The sequence below is a fragment of the Pseudomonas sp. UBA6276 genome (assembly GCF_002438365.1).
GTDB lineage: Bacteria > Pseudomonadota > Gammaproteobacteria > Pseudomonadales > Pseudomonadaceae > Aquipseudomonas > Aquipseudomonas coleopterorum.
Map to the genome: position 1 here is coordinate 1 of NZ_DJUS01000106.1, position 14,226 is coordinate 14,226.

The window sequence follows — 14,226 nt, forward strand, 5'->3', positions numbered from 1 at the left end:
GCCTGCGCTTTTGCCGCTTCCTGCGCCTGCAGACGCTCTTTTTCCAGCGCCTTCAGACGCTGCTGTTCCGCGGCCTGCTTCTGCTGCAGCTCTTCAGCCTGCTGCTGCGCCTGCTTCTCACGCTGCTGCTCGGCGCGCTGGCTGTCGCTTTTCTGGTTCTGTTGACGGTTGTACTGCTCTACCACGGCGCCAGGATCGACCATCACCGCGTCGATATCGCTGCCGCCGCCTCCGCCGCTCGCCTCAATATTCTCGTTGAAGGAGCTCCAGATCAGCAGGGCGATCAGTACCACGTGCAGAGCCACCGATATAATTATCGCGCGCTTTAACTTCTCGTTTTGCTCGGTTGCCTTCGACACACTCGGTTCCCAAAAAACGGTTCGACTTTAAATCGGCTGCGTCATCAAACCGACAGATTTAACGCCTGCCTGATGCAGCAGGTTGAGCGCTTTAATAATTTCGTCATAGGGCACATCCTTTGCGCCGCCGATTAAAAAGACGGTTTTCGGATTCGCCTCGATGCGACGCTGCGCTTCGCTCACCACCTGTTCCGGCGGCAACTGCTCCATACGATCGTGATCCACTACCAGGCTGTACTGACCGACGCCTGAGACCTCAACGATCACCGGCGGATTATCGTCGCTGGAGACCGTTTTCGAATCGGTGGCGTCCGGCAGGTCCACTTCTACGCTCTGGGTAATAATCGGCGCTGTCGCCATAAAGATCAGCAGCAGCACCAGCAGGACGTCGAGCAGCGGAACGATATTAATTTCCGATTTCAGGTCGCGGCGGCCGCGACCACGTACTCTGGCCATGGGTTACCTCCGCTTACTTCGCGCTGTCGCTGGAGAAGGCCTGACGGTGCAGGATGGCCGTGAACTCTTCCATAAAGTTGTCGTAGCCCTGCTCCAGCTTGTTGACGCGCTGGTTCAGTCGGTTGTAGGCCATGACCGCCGGAATCGCGGCGAACAGGCCGATCGCGGTGGCGATCAGCGCTTCGGCGATGCCCGGCGCAACCATCTGCAGCGTCGCCTGCTTGACCGCGCCCAGCGCGATAAAGGCGTGCATGATGCCCCATACGGTGCCGAACAGGCCGATGTAGGGGCTGATAGAGCCGACGGTGCCGAGGAAAGGAATATGGTTTTCCAGCGTTTCCAGCTCGCGGTTCATCGAGATGCGCATCGCGCGGCTGGCGCCTTCCACCACCGCTTCTGGCGCATGGCTGTTGGCGCGGTGCAGACGAGCGAACTCTTTAAAGCCGGCGTAGAAGATCTGCTCTGAACCGCTCAGCTCTTCACGGCGTCCCTGGCTCTCCTGATAGAGACGCGACAGCTCGATGCCGGACCAGAATTTATCTTCAAAGGCTTCCGCCTCGCGTCCCGCCGCGTTCAGAATTCGGGTGCGCTGAATAATGATGGCCCATGAGGCAATAGAAAAGCCGATCAAAATCAACATGATAAGTTTGACCAGAAGGCTCGCCTTCAGGAACAAATCAAGAACGTTCATGTCAGTCACTGCTTGAACTCCGCGACAATAGACTTGGGAAGCGCAATCGGCTTCATAAGATGTGGGTTAATGCAGGCAATCAGGACTTCTGCTTCATTCAGGACTCTGCCTTCTGCATTCACGATACGCTGGGAAAATGTCATGGTTGCGCGCGTCATAGCGGTGACTTCGCTCTGGATCTCCAGAAGGTCGTCAAGACGCGCCGCCGCAACATAGTCCACCGTCATGCGCCGCACCACAAAAGAAACCTGCTGTTCCAGCAGCGTTTGCTGATTGAAATGGCGCTGACGCAGCATTTCGGTACGTGCTCGTTCATAAAAAGCGATATAGCTGGCATGGTAAACCACGCCACCAGCATCGGTGTCTTCGTAATAGACCCGACACTGATGAGCGAACACCTGAACCCCGTTTTGCGCGCGCATACTCTAGTGCTTACTCCTCAGGTTGCCAATCCGCCCAGGCAACTGTTTTTTCGTTGCGTGTGCAGGCAAAGCGCAGGCGAAAGCTGCGTCAGCCCCTAGGACCACGCAAACCCGAATTAGATCGCTGCGCAATGGGCCTTTCATGCGTCGACTTCCTCGGACTGGGCATCACCAGCAGGCATGTCGCCCAACCGGTTGGGAATGTTCAAGCCGAAATGCAGGTAGGCGTGGCGAGTGACGACGCGCCCGCGCGGGGTTCGCATGATGTAGCCCTGTTGAATGAGGTAGGGCTCCAGAACATCCTCGATGGTGTGCCGCTCCTCGCTGATGGCCGCCGCCAGGCTGTCGACGCCTACCGGACCGCCGTCGAATTTCTCGATCATGGTCAGCAGAAGGCGCCGGTCCTGATGGTCGAAGCCGCGCTCGTCGACGTCCAGCATGTTCAGAGCCAGGTCGGCGATGGGCTTGGTGATGTGACCCTTGCCCCGTACCTGGGCGAAGTCCCGGACCCGGCGCAACAGCCGATTGGCGATTCGCGGCGTACCGCGGGCGCGCCGGGCGATCTCGAAGGCGCCTTCATCTTCGATCGCCAGCCCCAGAATGTTGCCCGAGCGGCTGACGATGGTTGCAAGGTCCGCCGTGCTGTAGAACTCCAGACGCTGGACGATGCCGAAACGGTCGCGCAGCGGGTTGGTCAACATGCCGGCGCGGGTAGTGGCACCGACCAGGGTGAACGGTGGCAGATCGAGCTTGATGGAGCGTGCCGCCGGCCCCTCGCCGATCATGATGTCGAGCTGGAAATCCTCCATGGCGGGATACAGGACTTCTTCGACGATGGGCGACAGCCGGTGGATCTCGTCGATGAACAGCACATCGTGGGGTTCCAGATTGGTCAGCAGGGCCGCCAGATCTCCCGGCCGCTCCAGTACCGGGCCCGAGGTGCTCTTGATCGACACGCCCATTTCCTGGGCAATGATGTTGGCCAGGGTCGTCTTGCCCAGCCCTGGCGGGCCGAAGATCAAGGTGTGGTCCAACGATTCGCTGCGCCCGCGTGCGGCCTGGATGAACAGCTCCATCTGCTCGCGCACGGTGGGCTGGCCGATGTACTCGGCCAGGCTGAGCGGGCGGATGGCCCGGTCCTGTACTTCTTCGCGATCGCGGCCAGTGGCAGCGATCAGGCGGTCGGCTTCGATCACTTAGATCATTCCCTTCAACGAGCGGCGGATCAATTCCTCGCTGCTCAGCCCCTTGGCATCGATGGCTGCCACGGCGCGGCTGGCTTCCTGGGGCTTGTACCCCAGGGAGATGAGCGCGCTGACGGCATCGGCTTCGGCGCTGCTGACCGGCGCAGGCCCCTGCGGCCCACTGGGCACCAGTTCGAACATGCTCGGCGTGGTTTGCCAGGCCTTGAAGCGATCCTTGAGCTCGACCAGCAGGCGCTCGGCTGTCTTCTTGCCTACGCCGGGCACCTTGACCAGCGCCGAGGTGTCCTGTGCCTGCACGCAACGCACCAGCTCATCGACATCCAACCCTGACATCAGTGCCAGGGCCAGTTTGGGACCGACGCCGTTCAGGCGGATCAGCTCGCGAAACAGCTCACGCTCGCGCTTTTCATAGAAGCCATAGAGTAACTGAGCGTCTTCGCGCACCACCAGATGGGTGTGCAAGGTCACGGTTTCGCCGACCGGCGGCAGGCGATAGAGCGTGGTCATCGGCACTTCGAGCTCATAGCCCAGCCCGTTGACGTCGAGAATCAGGTGCGGAGGCTGCTTTTCAGCCAGGGTACCGCGCAGGCGTCCAATCACGTTTGAATCCTTTGTCGGAAGGCGCAGTCACGCCCTGCTCATGCTGGCCGGATCTTCGAATCCGTGGCCATCATTGCAGGACTTGGGTGAGCTGCAAGCAAAAAAGTTTGAAACGATGTAAGCCGCTAAAGACGCAGGCGTCCACCGCGGCTGCGGGCGGTGCTCAAGCCATGGGGCATCAGGCTCGAACGGGTGTGCGCGTGGGTCAGTGCGATTGCCAGGGCGTCGGAAGCATCGATCTGGGGTTTCTGGGTCAACTTGAGCAGGTGCATGACCATCATCTGTACCTGTTCCTTGTTGGCTGCACCGGTACCGACGATGGCCTGCTTGACCTGAGTGGCGCTGTACTCGGCAATCTCCAGCCCCTCCTCGGCCGCCGCAACGATGGCCGCACCCCGTGCCTGACCCAGCTTCAGGGCCGAGTCGGCATTGCGAGCCATGAACACCCGCTCGATGCCCATGGTCACCGGACCGTAGGTCTGGATCACTTCGCGCACACCGCGAAAAACGATCTGCAGACGATCGTGCAGCAGCCCCCCGCCCGTACGGATGCAGCCTGAAGCTACGTACTCGCAGCCTCGTCCGGTTTCACGCACGACGCCAAACCCGGTGATGCGCGAGCCTGGGTCGATTCCAAGAATTAAAGTCATAAAGCCTGCAGTAGTGAGAAACACGGCTGATGCCTTCGCGGGTCATCTACCCGCGAAGAGGCCAGCCCTGTCGAAGCATGGCTTCGATGAAACAAACAGGCCGGTCAGCCGAGCTGTTCCATCACGGCATCGGATATTTCGGCATTGGAATAGACGTTTTGCACGTCGTCCAGGTCTTCGAGCATGTCGATCAGTTTGAGCACCTTCTCGGCACCTTCCGCGTCCAGTTCGGCGCTGGTGGTCGGGGCCATGACGATTTCCGCCTCGTCGGCCTTGAAACCCGCCGCCTGCAGCGCATTGCCCACCGCGTAGAAGCTGGCGAACGAGGTGAACACGTCCATCGAGCCATCAGCGTGGGTGACGATGTCGTCGGCATCGGCCTCCATGGCCGCTTCCATCAGGGCATCTTCATCAACGCCCGGAGCGAAGGACAACTGCCCCTTGCGCTCGAACAGATAGGCCACCGAGCCATCGGTGCCCAGGTTGCCGCCGCATTTGCTGAACGCATGGCGCACGGCGGCGGCGGTACGGTTGCGGTTGTCGGTCATGCACTCGACCAGCACCGCGACACCACCGGGACCATAACCCTCGTAGCTCAACTCGACCACGTCATCGCTGCCCGCCGCTCCGGTACCCCGGGCGATCGCACGATCGATGATATCGCGGCTCATGTTGGCGCTCAGCGCCTTGTCCAGCGCCAGCCGCAGACGCGGGTTGGACCCTGGCTCGCCGCCACCCTGACGGGCTGCGACAGTCAGCTCACGAATCCACTTGGTGAAGATCTTGCCCCTCTTGGCATCCTGGCGCTCTTTGCGGTGCTTGATGTTCGCCCACTTGGAATGACCAGCCATAACGCAACTCCGATTTCTGTGTGTTACCCATACGACCCTGCCTCGGCAAGGTTTTCCACTGCCCAACGCAAGGGCGCATCCGAAGATGCGCCCTGTCAGCCGTCACTCAGCCTTGGGCTGTTCGCGCAGACGAATGTGCAGTTCACGCAGTGCCTTGGCATCGACGACGCCAGGTGCCTGGGTCATGACATCGGCGGCACTTTGTGTTTTCGGGAAGGCAATGACTTCCCGAATCGACTGCGCGCCGGTCATCAGCATGACCAGACGATCCAGGCCGAAGGCTAGGCCGCCGTGTGGTGGCGCGCCGTATTTCAGGGCATCGAGCAGGAAGCCGAACTTCTCTTCCTGTTCCGCCGCTTCGATGCCGAGCAGACGGAACACCGCCTGCTGCATGTCCTTGCGGTGGATACGGATCGAACCGCCGCCCAACTCGGTGCCGTTGAGCACCATGTCGTAGGCACGCGACAGCGCTGTGGCCGGATTGGCCTCCAGCTCGGCCGGGGTGCATTTGGGGGCGGTGAACGGGTGGTGCAGCGCGCTGAAGCTGCCGTCTTCGTTCTCTTCGAACATCGGGAAGTCGACGACCCACATCGGCGCCCATTCGCAGGTCAGCAGGTCCAGATCGTTACCCAGCTTGATGCGCAGCGCGCCCAATGCCTCGCTGACGATCTTGGCCTTGTCGGCACCGAAGAACACGATGTCGCCATCGACCGCACCGACGCGATCCAGGATCACGTTGAGGTTGGCTTCCGGGATGTTCTTGACGATCGGCGACTGCAGGCCTTCGACGCCCTTGGCGCGCTCGTTGACCTTGATGTAGGCCAGGCCCTTGGCGCCGTAGATGCCGACGAACTTGGTGTAGTCGTCGATCTGCTTGCGCGGCATGCTCGCCCCGCCTGGAACGCGCAGTGCGGCAACGCGGCACTTGGCATCGTTGGCCGGACCGCTGAAGACCTTGAATTCGACGTCCTTGAGCTGGTCGGCAACGTCGACCAGTTCCATCGGGTTGCGCAGGTCCGGCTTGTCCGAACCGTAGCGCCGCATGGCTTCTTCGAAGGTCATGTGCGGGAACTCGCCGAATTCGACGTCCAGCACTTCCTTGAACAGCTGGCGCACCATGGTTTCGGTGAGACCGATGATTTCCTTCTCGTCGAGGAAGCTGGTCTCGATGTCGATCTGGGTGAACTCAGGCTGACGATCGGCACGCAGGTCTTCGTCGCGGAAGCACTTGGCAATCTGGTAGTAACGGTCGAAACCGGCCACCATCAGCAACTGCTTGAACAGCTGGGGCGACTGCGGCAGAGCGAAGAAGCTGCCGGGGTGGGTACGGCTGGGAACCAGGTAGTCACGCGCGCCCTCGGGTGTGGCCCGGGTCAGGATCGGCGTTTCGACATCGAGGAAGCCGTTCTCGTCGAGGTAGCGACGGATGCTGGTGGTGATGCGCGAGCGCAGGCGCAGCTTCTCGGCCATCTCGGGACGGCGCAGGTCGATGAAGCGATAGCGCAGGCGGGTTTCCTCTCCGACGTCGGAGTATTCGTTGAGCGGGAACGGCGGGGTTTCCGCTTCGTTCAACACTTCGAGCTCGTAGCCGAGCACTTCGATGGCGCCGGACGCCATGTTCGGGTTGACCGCGCCGGCCGGGCGCGCGCGGACCTTGCCGGTGACCTTGACCACGTACTCGCTGCGCACGCGATCGGCGGCGGCGAAGCTGTCGGCGCGATCGGGGTCGAAGACCACCTGGGCCATGCCTTCACGGTCCCGAATGTCGAGGAAGATCACCCCGCCATGGTCGCGACGGCGATGGACCCAGCCGCACAGGGTTATTTCCTGACCTTCCAGGGTCTCGTTCAGTTGGCCGCAATAGTGGCTGCGCATCATAGTAGTGGTTTCACTTCTCGTAATTCATGATTCGATGACGGCGTGTAGCTGGACACGCGGCACCCTGGACATCGTGCAGGAGCGGGCGGGAGCCGGACAACTCACTCGGCCTTGTCGCCACCCGCCAGATTCTTCTTGTTGCCGGTCTTGAAGTCGGTCTCGTACCAACCGGTGCCGCTCAGGCGGAAACCCGGCATGGAAAGCATCTTCTTCAATTTCGGCGCCTGGCAGGCAGGGCAATCGGTCAAAGGCTCGGCGCTGATCTTTTGAATGACTTCCATCTGGTGACCACAGGAAGCACATTGATAGTCGTACATCGGCATGGGTAGTGTCTCGGCAACCAAATAACCGCGGCGCGAGCGGCGCCAGGGTGAAACGCGGGATTATATCCGGTTAATCGGCGCCGCGCAGCCGTCCAAGGTAACAGACGACGCACGATCGCGCCCCATCAGGTGAGTGACGCAGACCACGCGCACCAGCCCGCTGAAATTCTTCACGCCGCCGTGACGCAGGTGGACTTCGCGGTCGACGTAGGAAAGCAGTGCGTTCACCGTGCACTCATTGGCCAGGGCGATGCGTTCCAGGATCTCCCAATAGATCCGTTCCAGACGCAGGCACGTGGCGAACCCGTTCAGGCGAACCGAGCGGGAGACGGGTCGAGCCATGCCCATGTCGAAGTTTTCTGCGTAGGGATCGACGGCAAGCCTGCTCGATCGGTCGAGCTGTCGTGCTCGGGTGATGATGTTTCCTTCCATGGATCCGTGCCTCCTTGATGATCGCCACCTCCAACCCTGGAGGTGTGCTGACGGATCTATGGAAGCGTATCGAGGCGCGATGCCGACAGAGGAATAAAGAGTTGCAGGTGTGCGAAGGGCGGCGTCGTTGCGTAGGAGCGAACCATGCTTCGACCGGACGCAAAGCGCCAGGATCGATACGGCGGACGCCCTGCTGGCGCGGGTGCCGCCGCACCAAGAAGGATCAGCCTTCGAGCAGCGAACGCAGCATCCACGCGGTCTTCTCATGCACCTGCATGCGCTGGGTCAGCAGGTCGGCCGTCGGCTCGTCACTGACCTTGTCCAGCAGCGGGAAGATGCCTCGGGCAGTACGGGTAACGGCTTCCTGACCTTCGACCAGTTGCTGGATCATGTCCTGGGCCGAGGGCACGCCCTCTTCTTCCTTGATCGAAGACAGACGGGCATAGATGGAATACGCGCCGGGCGCCGGGAAGCCCAGGGCACGAATACGCTCGGCAATGGAGTCCACCGCCAGTGCCAGTTCGGTGTACTGCTCTTCGAACATCAGGTGCAGCGTACGGAAAGCCGGGCCGGTGACGTTCCAGTGGAAGTTGTGGGTCTTGAGGTAGAGCACGTAGGTGTCGGAGAGCAGACGGGACAAGCCGTCCACGATCGATTTGCGATCTTCTTCGCTGATGCCGATATCGATTGCCATGTAATGTCCTTGTAGACGATGAATATACACCCCACTGGTGGACGCCCACTTTACCAAGACCCATCGACCCGCGCAGCCTTTGCCTTGCTCGCTTTGCGTCGACTATCCGCCCGACGGCGGTGGGCGGCACTCCGGCCGATTTGAGAAGGATCCGGCTTTGCTGTTAAATAGGCCGCGTGTCGCCCGGCGATTCATCAAGCCGCGGTGCATAGGCTGATCCCTGCAGATGCCCGGCAATTCTTGTCACCCCAACGCTGTGCGTGGTGCGGTATCAGCTCTTCCTGTATGCCTGATCTTAGAGTGAGCCAATCGAATGTTGAAAATCGTCCACCTCCTGACGGGCGCAGCGGCCGTGCTGCTGTCCTTCATACCAAGCCTGCGGGCCGATGTAGCGCCTTACCTGCAACAACCCGACGCAATCTACCTGGCGCTGTTCGGTCTGCTCAATCTGCTTTTGGCGCCAGTGATACCACGCTGGAACAAAGGTCCACGTCATCTGTTGCAAAACCTGGTCAGTGTCCTGCTAGTCGCCTCGGTGATCACCCAGACCCTGACATTGCTGGTACCGCTGCCGGCCATCGGCATCCTGCCGGGTCTGCTGTGCGCACTGCTCGCGTGCCTGGCGCACCTGTCGATCAGCTTCTACCGTGCGTCACCGGCGCCCAGCGCCGTGCAGTACGACATGACCAACCGCGATACGGGCACCGTCAAGTGGTTCAACACGTCCAAAGGCTTCGGCTTCATTTCGCGTGACTCGGGCGACGACATCTTTGTGCATTTTCGTGCCATTCGTGGCGAAGGTCATCGGGTATTGGTCGAAGGCCAGCGCGTCGAGTTTTCGGTGATGAACCGTGACAAGGGGCTGCAGGCCGAAGACGTGATTGCGGCATCGCCACGTCGCTGAATCCAGCAGGCAACAAAAAACGCGGGCACTGCCCGCGTTTTTTATTGCCTCGAAAAAATCTCAATAATGAGGCGGCGGCGCTTCCTGAGTGGCCGTCTCGAACTGGCCGACCATTTCTTCCTGCCGCTTGAGCAGTGCTGCGAGCTGCATCTGCAGGCGCTCGATGGCCCGCTGCTGCAGGATCAGCTCGTCGCTGAGCGAGGACAAGGTGTCATCCTGAAACGCCAGGCGCGTCTCCAGTTCCATCACTCGATCTTCCAGGCTCATGCCCTGCCCTCCGCGAAAACGAATTCGTCGCCCAGCAGGCTTGCCAGTTTTTCACGAACCGATGCCAGCTGCTCAGCGGTATAGGGTACCGCTGGCAACTTGCCCCAGACCGGCGCAGGCCAGGCGGCATCGGCGCGATACCGGACGATTACATGCATGTGCAACTGGCTGACTACATTGCCCAGGGTGGCAATATTGATCTTGTCGGCGTCATAGCCTTGGTGAAGCAACTTCGCCAAGGCATGGGTTTCATTCCACAGCATTTGATGGTCCGCCTCGTTCAACTGGAAGACTTCGCTGATATCGGGACGATGTGGCACCAGAATGAACCAGGGATAATTGGCATCATTGCTGAGCAGCAGACGACACAGTGGGAAGTCACCCAGGACATGAGTGTCTTGGGCAAGTCGGGCATCCAGGCTGAACACGGGCGTTCTCCAGAAAGCGGGATGGGGGACCGGGCCATGGCCACGAATCGTCGAGCACCAAGGATACCGTGCCTGGTCGATTTTTTTCGAGGTTGTCGCGCATTCAGCTGATCTACTGCGCCACGCGAGCCCGTCAGTATGCCCGGAACAGGGCACAGTGCTGGTGCCCTTCGCCCCAGGATCGCTCGCCTCGTTCAACCCTGAGCGGCACGCCCTGTGCGGACTTCACGCGTTCCATTCAGTACTACACGTAACTACCTGACCAGCGGTACTTCTTTAGGCCAGCGCCACGTTGCCAATTTCATAAGCTGGGCTAGCCTTGCGATTCGAGACGTCACTTTTCGCACCAAAAAGATCCACCAGGGACGCTGTCGGTGCACGCAGACTTCGGAATCTACCCACTCTTGTCACCCTACGGTAACGTTTGCGCTGCGAAATGGGAGGTGATCGCAATCACGACACAGTGACCGAAAAAACAGGACAGGGCTCGACAGGCTGGATTCCCGTGGGCTTCGCCGAGGAGAAGCAAGAAAAGTGAAAAATATGTGAAGGCCTGGCACGTTTGTGCACGCTTGTTGCATTCATCATCGCAAGGTTCAGCGGGGACGTGGGAAGACGATACCCGGGGACAAACAGTAAACCGCCGTATGACGTTTTCATGCGTTTGCAACTTGGCATTGTCAACGACTCAATTCACGGCAGTGCATAAAAGGCAACACGGATGAAACAGCGTTAGTGCACACGCGCAAGCGAAGTGCAGTTGCAAGCGCGAACTTGAAAGTATCGCCAACATGGCTGGCGTGGTATACGTTCCGCGCCGTCATAAAAAGAAAGAACTGCCTCAGATAAAAAAACAGGTGAGGCAGTGGTTACTCTTCTTAAAACCAAAGGAGCAAATCACGATGCGCGTGATGAAGTGGAGCATGATCGCACTGGCTGTAACAGCCGGCACCTCGCAGTTGGCTTTGGCGTCCGCCCAGGACGATTCCAAGGGTTTCGTGGAAGACAGCACCCTGAACCTCAAGCTGCGCGCCCTGTACATGAACCGTGACTACAAGCACGGCGCGGGCAACCCTACCGCTGGCAGCGACAAGGGCTATCGCGAAGACACCGGCCTTGGCGCCCAGATGTTCTACGAGTCGGGCTTCACCCAGGGCACCATCGGTGCAGGTGTGGATGCAATGGGCTTTGGTTCGGTACGCCTGGACGGCGGTACCGGTCGCCGCAGCAACGGCCTGTTCGCAGCCGATGACGAAGGCAACCTGGAGCACAGCCAGACCAAGGGTGGCGCGGCCGTCAAGTTCCGCTTCTCCAATACCGTGCTCAAATACGGCCAACAGATCGTTGCCAGCCCGGTCTTCGCGACCGATGACGGTCGTCTGTTGCCTGAAGTCGCCACCGGCACCTCGATCACCAGCAACGAAATTCAGGACCTGACCCTGAACATCGGCCGCTTCACCTCGATGAGCGCGCAGACCGGCATGGGTCGCGACTCCCTGGGCCTGAAGTCCGCCGACATCGCCGGCGCTACCTACGCCTTCACCAAGAACTTCACCGGTACGGTTGCAGCGTCCGACGTGGAAGACTACTGGAAGCGTCAGTACGTCAACCTGAACTACACCCTGCCGATCGACGATCTGCAGTCGCTGAACTTCGACTTCAACGCCTATCGCACCAAGAGCCAGGGCGAAGACCTGGGCGGCGACGTCGACAACAAGATCTGGAGCACCGCGGTTGCCTATAGCCTGGGCGCGCACAAGTTCACCCTGGGCTACCAGCGCAGCTCCGGTGACACCGGTTACGCCTATGGCGTGGACGGTGGTGGCACCGTGTTCCTGAACAACTCCGTACAGTACTCCGACTTCGTCGGCGCCGAAGAGAAGTCGTGGCAGGTTCGCTACGACCTCAACATGGCTACCTACGGCGTACCGGGCCTGAGCTTCATGACTCGCTATATCACTGGCGACAACATCGAAGCCAGCAACGGCGAAGAAGGCAAAGAGCACGAGTGGGACTTCGAGACCAAGTACGTGGTTCAGCAGGGCCCGATCAAGGACATGTCCTTCCGCCTGCGTAGCGCCGTCTACCGCGCCAACAACGCCTACGACGCCGACTACGGTCCGTCGAACAACGATCTGCGCTTCATCGTCGAGTACCCGCTCAGCATCATGTAATTCGCTGCGGGTAGCTGCACCCTTGAAAAGCCCGGCCCCGCCGGGCTTTTCTGCGTCTGGGTTCCCGTGCTCCGCAAAGCGCGGCCCTATGCCTGTACGTCGTCCAATCACGCCCGTACAATGCCAGGCCTCGATAAAATTTCGCCAAGACAACGGTCAACCATGCGCACCAGTCAATATCTGCTCGCCACACAGAAAGAAACCCCTTCCGATGCCGTCGTGATCAGCCACCAGCTGATGCTGCGTGCCGGCATGATCCGCAAGCTCGCCTCGGGCCTGTACACGTGGCTGCCGATGGGTCTTCGGGTGATGCGCAAGGTTGAGCGGATCGTGCGCGAGGAAATGGACGCCGCCGGTGCCCTCGAGGTGCTGATGCCGGGTATCCAGCCGGCAGAACTGTGGCAGGAATCGGGTCGCTGGGAGCAGTACGGTCCTGAACTGCTGCGCCTGAAGGACCGCCACGACCGTGAGTTCTGTGCAGGCCCCACCCACGAAGAAGTCATCACCGACCTGATGCGCAACGAGCTGAACAGCTACAAACAGCTGCCCATCAATCTGTACCAGATCCAGACCAAATTCCGTGACGAGATCCGTCCGCGCTTCGGCCTGATGCGTGGCCGCGAATTCATCATGAAGGATGCTTACTCCTTCCATGCCGACCAACCGTCGCTGCAGGTCACCTACGACCGCATGCACCAGGCCTACAGCAACATCTTCACTCGCCTGGGCCTGAAGTTCCGCGCTGTGGAAGCCGACAACGGCTCTATCGGCGGCGCCGGCTCCCACGAGTTCCATGTGCTGGCAGAGTCTGGCGAAGACGACATCGTGTTCAGCGATACGTCCGACTACGCGGCCAACATCGAGAAGGCCGAAGCGATTCCACGCGAGACCGAGCGTGGCGCCGCGCAGGAAGAACTGCGCCTGGTCGACACGCCCAATGCCAAGACCATCGCGCAACTGGTGGAAAACTTCGGCCTGCCGATCGAGAAAACCGTCAAGACGCTGGTGGTCCATGCCGCCGAAGAAGGCAAGTTGATTGCCTTGGTCATCCGTGGCGATCATGAGCTGAACGAGATCAAGGCGGCCAATCAGCCTCAGGTCGCCAGCCCGCTGGTCATGGCCAGCGAAGCCGAACTGCGTGAGGCCATCGGTGCAGGTGCAGGTTCCCTGGGCCCGCTGAACCTGCCCCTGCCGTGCATCATCGATCGCTCCGTCGCCTTCATGAGCGATTTCGGCGTAGGCGCCAACATCGACGACAAGCATTACTTCGGCGTCAACTGGGAACGTGATCTCCCGCTGCCTGAGGTGGCCGATCTGCGCAACGTGGTTGACGGCGACGCCAGCCCGGATGGCCAGGGCACCCTGACCATCAAACGTGGTATCGAGGTAGGTCATATCTTCCAGCTGGGCACCAAGTACAGCGAAGCCATGAAGTGCCAGGTACTGGGCGAGAACGGCAAGCCGGTGACTCTGGCCATGGGCTGCTACGGGATTGGCGTATCGCGCGTGGTCGCAGCGGCCATCGAGCAGAACAACGATGCCGGGGGCATCATCTGGAGCGACACCCTGGCGCCCTTCCAGGTGGCACTGGTACCGCTGCGCTACGAAACCGAACAGGTCCGCGAGGCCACCGATCGGTTGTACGCGCAACTGACCGAAGCGGGTTTCGAAGTGCTGCTGGACGACCGCGACAAGAAGACCAGCCCCGGCATCAAGTTCGCCGACATGGAGCTGATCGGCATTCCTCACCGGATCGTCATCAGCGACCGCGGCCTGGCCGAAGGCAACCTGGAATACAAGAGCCGTACCGAGGACGCAGCCCAGGCTTTGCCTGTCGACGAAGTCCTGTCTTTCATCCAGGCTCGCGTGCGCCGCTGACAGACTCGAGAAAC

The 14,226-nt window shown here is 60.4% G+C and carries 17 protein-coding genes; 3 read left to right on the plus strand and 14 right to left on the minus strand.

From position 1 onward, the window contains the following. From tolA to B2V21_RS12170, 12 genes are all read right to left on the minus strand, one after another. Positions 1 to 359: cell envelope integrity protein TolA (gene tolA / locus B2V21_RS21605; RefSeq protein ID WP_414708395.1), on the minus strand; the 359-nt coding region annotated here is incomplete at its 3' end. Positions 360 to 386: 27 nt separating this feature from the next. Then, a complete protein-coding gene (tolR, locus tag B2V21_RS12120; protein WP_033751683.1) occupies positions 387 to 815 on the minus strand; it encodes a colicin uptake protein TolR in 429 nt (142 codons plus the stop codon). Between the two features lie 13 nt (positions 816 to 828). Then, positions 829 to 1,506: a Tol-Pal system protein TolQ gene (tolQ, locus tag B2V21_RS12125; RefSeq protein ID WP_253296901.1), complete on the minus strand. Its 678-nt coding sequence runs from the start codon at positions 1,504 to 1,506 to the stop codon at positions 829 to 831. A gap of 5 nt (positions 1,507 to 1,511) precedes the next feature. After that, entirely contained in the window at positions 1,512 to 1,928 is a 417-nt protein-coding gene (gene ybgC, locus B2V21_RS12130; protein WP_286916962.1) for a tol-pal system-associated acyl-CoA thioesterase, read from the minus strand. 140 nt (positions 1,929 to 2,068) lie between these two features. Then, the gene (gene ruvB / locus B2V21_RS12135; RefSeq protein WP_286916963.1) at positions 2,069 to 3,124 is read right to left on the minus strand and encodes a Holliday junction branch migration DNA helicase RuvB; all 1,056 of its coding nucleotides are present in this window, start codon (positions 3,122 to 3,124) and stop codon (positions 2,069 to 2,071) included. After that, a complete protein-coding gene (gene ruvA, locus B2V21_RS12140; protein ID WP_049861518.1) occupies positions 3,125 to 3,733 on the minus strand; it encodes a Holliday junction branch migration protein RuvA in 609 nt (202 codons plus the stop codon). 125 nt (positions 3,734 to 3,858) lie between these two features. Next, positions 3,859 to 4,383 carry a crossover junction endodeoxyribonuclease RuvC gene (ruvC, locus tag B2V21_RS12145; RefSeq protein ID WP_043193311.1) on the minus strand — a complete coding sequence of 175 codons (525 nt, stop codon included), beginning with the start codon at positions 4,381 to 4,383 and terminating at the stop codon, positions 3,859 to 3,861. Between the two features lie 104 nt (positions 4,384 to 4,487). Continuing rightward, positions 4,488 to 5,234 (minus strand): YebC/PmpR family DNA-binding transcriptional regulator, encoded by a 747-nt coding sequence (locus B2V21_RS12150; protein WP_049861519.1) that lies wholly within the window; start codon positions 5,232 to 5,234, stop codon positions 4,488 to 4,490. Positions 5,235 to 5,336: 102 nt separating this feature from the next. Further along, on the minus strand, positions 5,337 to 7,112 hold the full coding sequence (aspS, locus tag B2V21_RS12155; RefSeq protein WP_056843360.1) for an aspartate--tRNA ligase: 1,776 nt from the start codon (positions 7,110 to 7,112) through the stop codon (positions 5,337 to 5,339). A gap of 101 nt (positions 7,113 to 7,213) precedes the next feature. Then, positions 7,214 to 7,435, minus strand: a complete 222-nt coding sequence (locus tag B2V21_RS12160) for an FmdB family zinc ribbon protein (RefSeq protein ID WP_286916964.1) — start codon at positions 7,433 to 7,435, stop codon at positions 7,214 to 7,216. A 60-nt stretch (positions 7,436 to 7,495) separates the two neighbouring features. Beyond that, positions 7,496 to 7,867, minus strand: a complete 372-nt coding sequence (locus tag B2V21_RS12165; RefSeq protein ID WP_056843361.1) for a ribbon-helix-helix domain-containing protein — start codon at positions 7,865 to 7,867, stop codon at positions 7,496 to 7,498. 223 nt (positions 7,868 to 8,090) lie between these two features. Continuing rightward, positions 8,091 to 8,561, minus strand: coding sequence for a Dps family protein (locus B2V21_RS12170; RefSeq protein ID WP_043187180.1), 471 nt, complete (start codon positions 8,559 to 8,561; stop codon positions 8,091 to 8,093). 313 nt (positions 8,562 to 8,874) lie between these two features. Here B2V21_RS12170 and B2V21_RS12175 point away from each other — a divergent pair, with 313 nt between their 5' ends. Further along, positions 8,875 to 9,465, plus strand: a complete 591-nt coding sequence (locus B2V21_RS12175) for a cold-shock protein (RefSeq protein WP_049861522.1) — start codon at positions 8,875 to 8,877, stop codon at positions 9,463 to 9,465. Between the two features lie 60 nt (positions 9,466 to 9,525). Here the strand turns inward: B2V21_RS12175 and B2V21_RS12180 are convergent, their stop codons facing one another. Together B2V21_RS12180 and B2V21_RS12185 are read right to left on the minus strand one after the other, a co-directional pair. Further along, complete coding sequence (locus B2V21_RS12180) at positions 9,526 to 9,732, minus strand: SlyX family protein (RefSeq protein ID WP_049861523.1); 207 nt, start codon at positions 9,730 to 9,732, stop codon at positions 9,526 to 9,528. Beyond that, positions 9,729 to 10,160 (minus strand): HIT domain-containing protein, encoded by a 432-nt coding sequence (locus tag B2V21_RS12185; RefSeq protein WP_286916965.1) that lies wholly within the window; start codon positions 10,158 to 10,160, stop codon positions 9,729 to 9,731. Before B2V21_RS12185 ends, B2V21_RS12180 begins: the two co-directional genes overlap by 4 nt. A gap of 902 nt (positions 10,161 to 11,062) precedes the next feature. Between B2V21_RS12185 and B2V21_RS12190 the strand changes: the two genes are divergently transcribed. After that, positions 11,063 to 12,334 (plus strand): OprD family porin, encoded by a 1,272-nt coding sequence (locus tag B2V21_RS12190; RefSeq protein ID WP_049861525.1) that lies wholly within the window; start codon positions 11,063 to 11,065, stop codon positions 12,332 to 12,334. Between the two features lie 162 nt (positions 12,335 to 12,496). After that, the gene (locus B2V21_RS12195; protein ID WP_049861526.1) at positions 12,497 to 14,212 is read left to right on the plus strand and encodes a proline--tRNA ligase; all 1,716 of its coding nucleotides are present in this window, start codon (positions 12,497 to 12,499) and stop codon (positions 14,210 to 14,212) included. Positions 14,213 to 14,226 lie beyond the last annotated feature (14 nt).

What these genes read in the sequence shown, in the direction of transcription:
- tolR (WP_033751683.1), bottom strand. Translation starts at nt 815, where the DNA reads ATGGCCAGAGTACGTGGTCGCGGCCGCCGCGACCTGAAATCGGAAATT.
- tolQ (WP_253296901.1), bottom strand. Translation starts at nt 1,506, where the DNA reads ATGAACGTTCTTGATTTGTTCCTGAAGGCGAGCCTTCTGGTCAAACTT.
- ybgC (WP_286916962.1), bottom strand. Translation starts at nt 1,928, where the DNA reads ATGCGCGCGCAAAACGGGGTTCAGGTGTTCGCTCATCAGTGTCGGGTC.
- ruvC (WP_043193311.1), bottom strand. Translation starts at nt 4,383, where the DNA reads ATGACTTTAATTCTTGGAATCGACCCAGGCTCGCGCATCACCGGGTTT.
- B2V21_RS12150 (WP_049861519.1), bottom strand. Translation starts at nt 5,234, where the DNA reads ATGGCTGGTCATTCCAAGTGGGCGAACATCAAGCACCGCAAAGAGCGC.
- aspS (WP_056843360.1), bottom strand. Translation starts at nt 7,112, where the DNA reads ATGATGCGCAGCCACTATTGCGGCCAACTGAACGAGACCCTGGAAGGT.
- B2V21_RS12160 (WP_286916964.1), bottom strand. Translation starts at nt 7,435, where the DNA reads ATGCCGATGTACGACTATCAATGTGCTTCCTGTGGTCACCAGATGGAA.
- B2V21_RS12165 (WP_056843361.1), bottom strand. Translation starts at nt 7,867, where the DNA reads ATGGAAGGAAACATCATCACCCGAGCACGACAGCTCGACCGATCGAGC.
- B2V21_RS12170 (WP_043187180.1), bottom strand. Translation starts at nt 8,561, where the DNA reads ATGGCAATCGATATCGGCATCAGCGAAGAAGATCGCAAATCGATCGTG.
- B2V21_RS12175 (WP_049861522.1), top strand. Translation starts at nt 8,875, where the DNA reads ATGTTGAAAATCGTCCACCTCCTGACGGGCGCAGCGGCCGTGCTGCTG.
- B2V21_RS12180 (WP_049861523.1), bottom strand. Translation starts at nt 9,732, where the DNA reads ATGAGCCTGGAAGATCGAGTGATGGAACTGGAGACGCGCCTGGCGTTT.
- B2V21_RS12190 (WP_049861525.1), top strand. Translation starts at nt 11,063, where the DNA reads ATGCGCGTGATGAAGTGGAGCATGATCGCACTGGCTGTAACAGCCGGC.
- B2V21_RS12195 (WP_049861526.1), top strand. Translation starts at nt 12,497, where the DNA reads ATGCGCACCAGTCAATATCTGCTCGCCACACAGAAAGAAACCCCTTCC.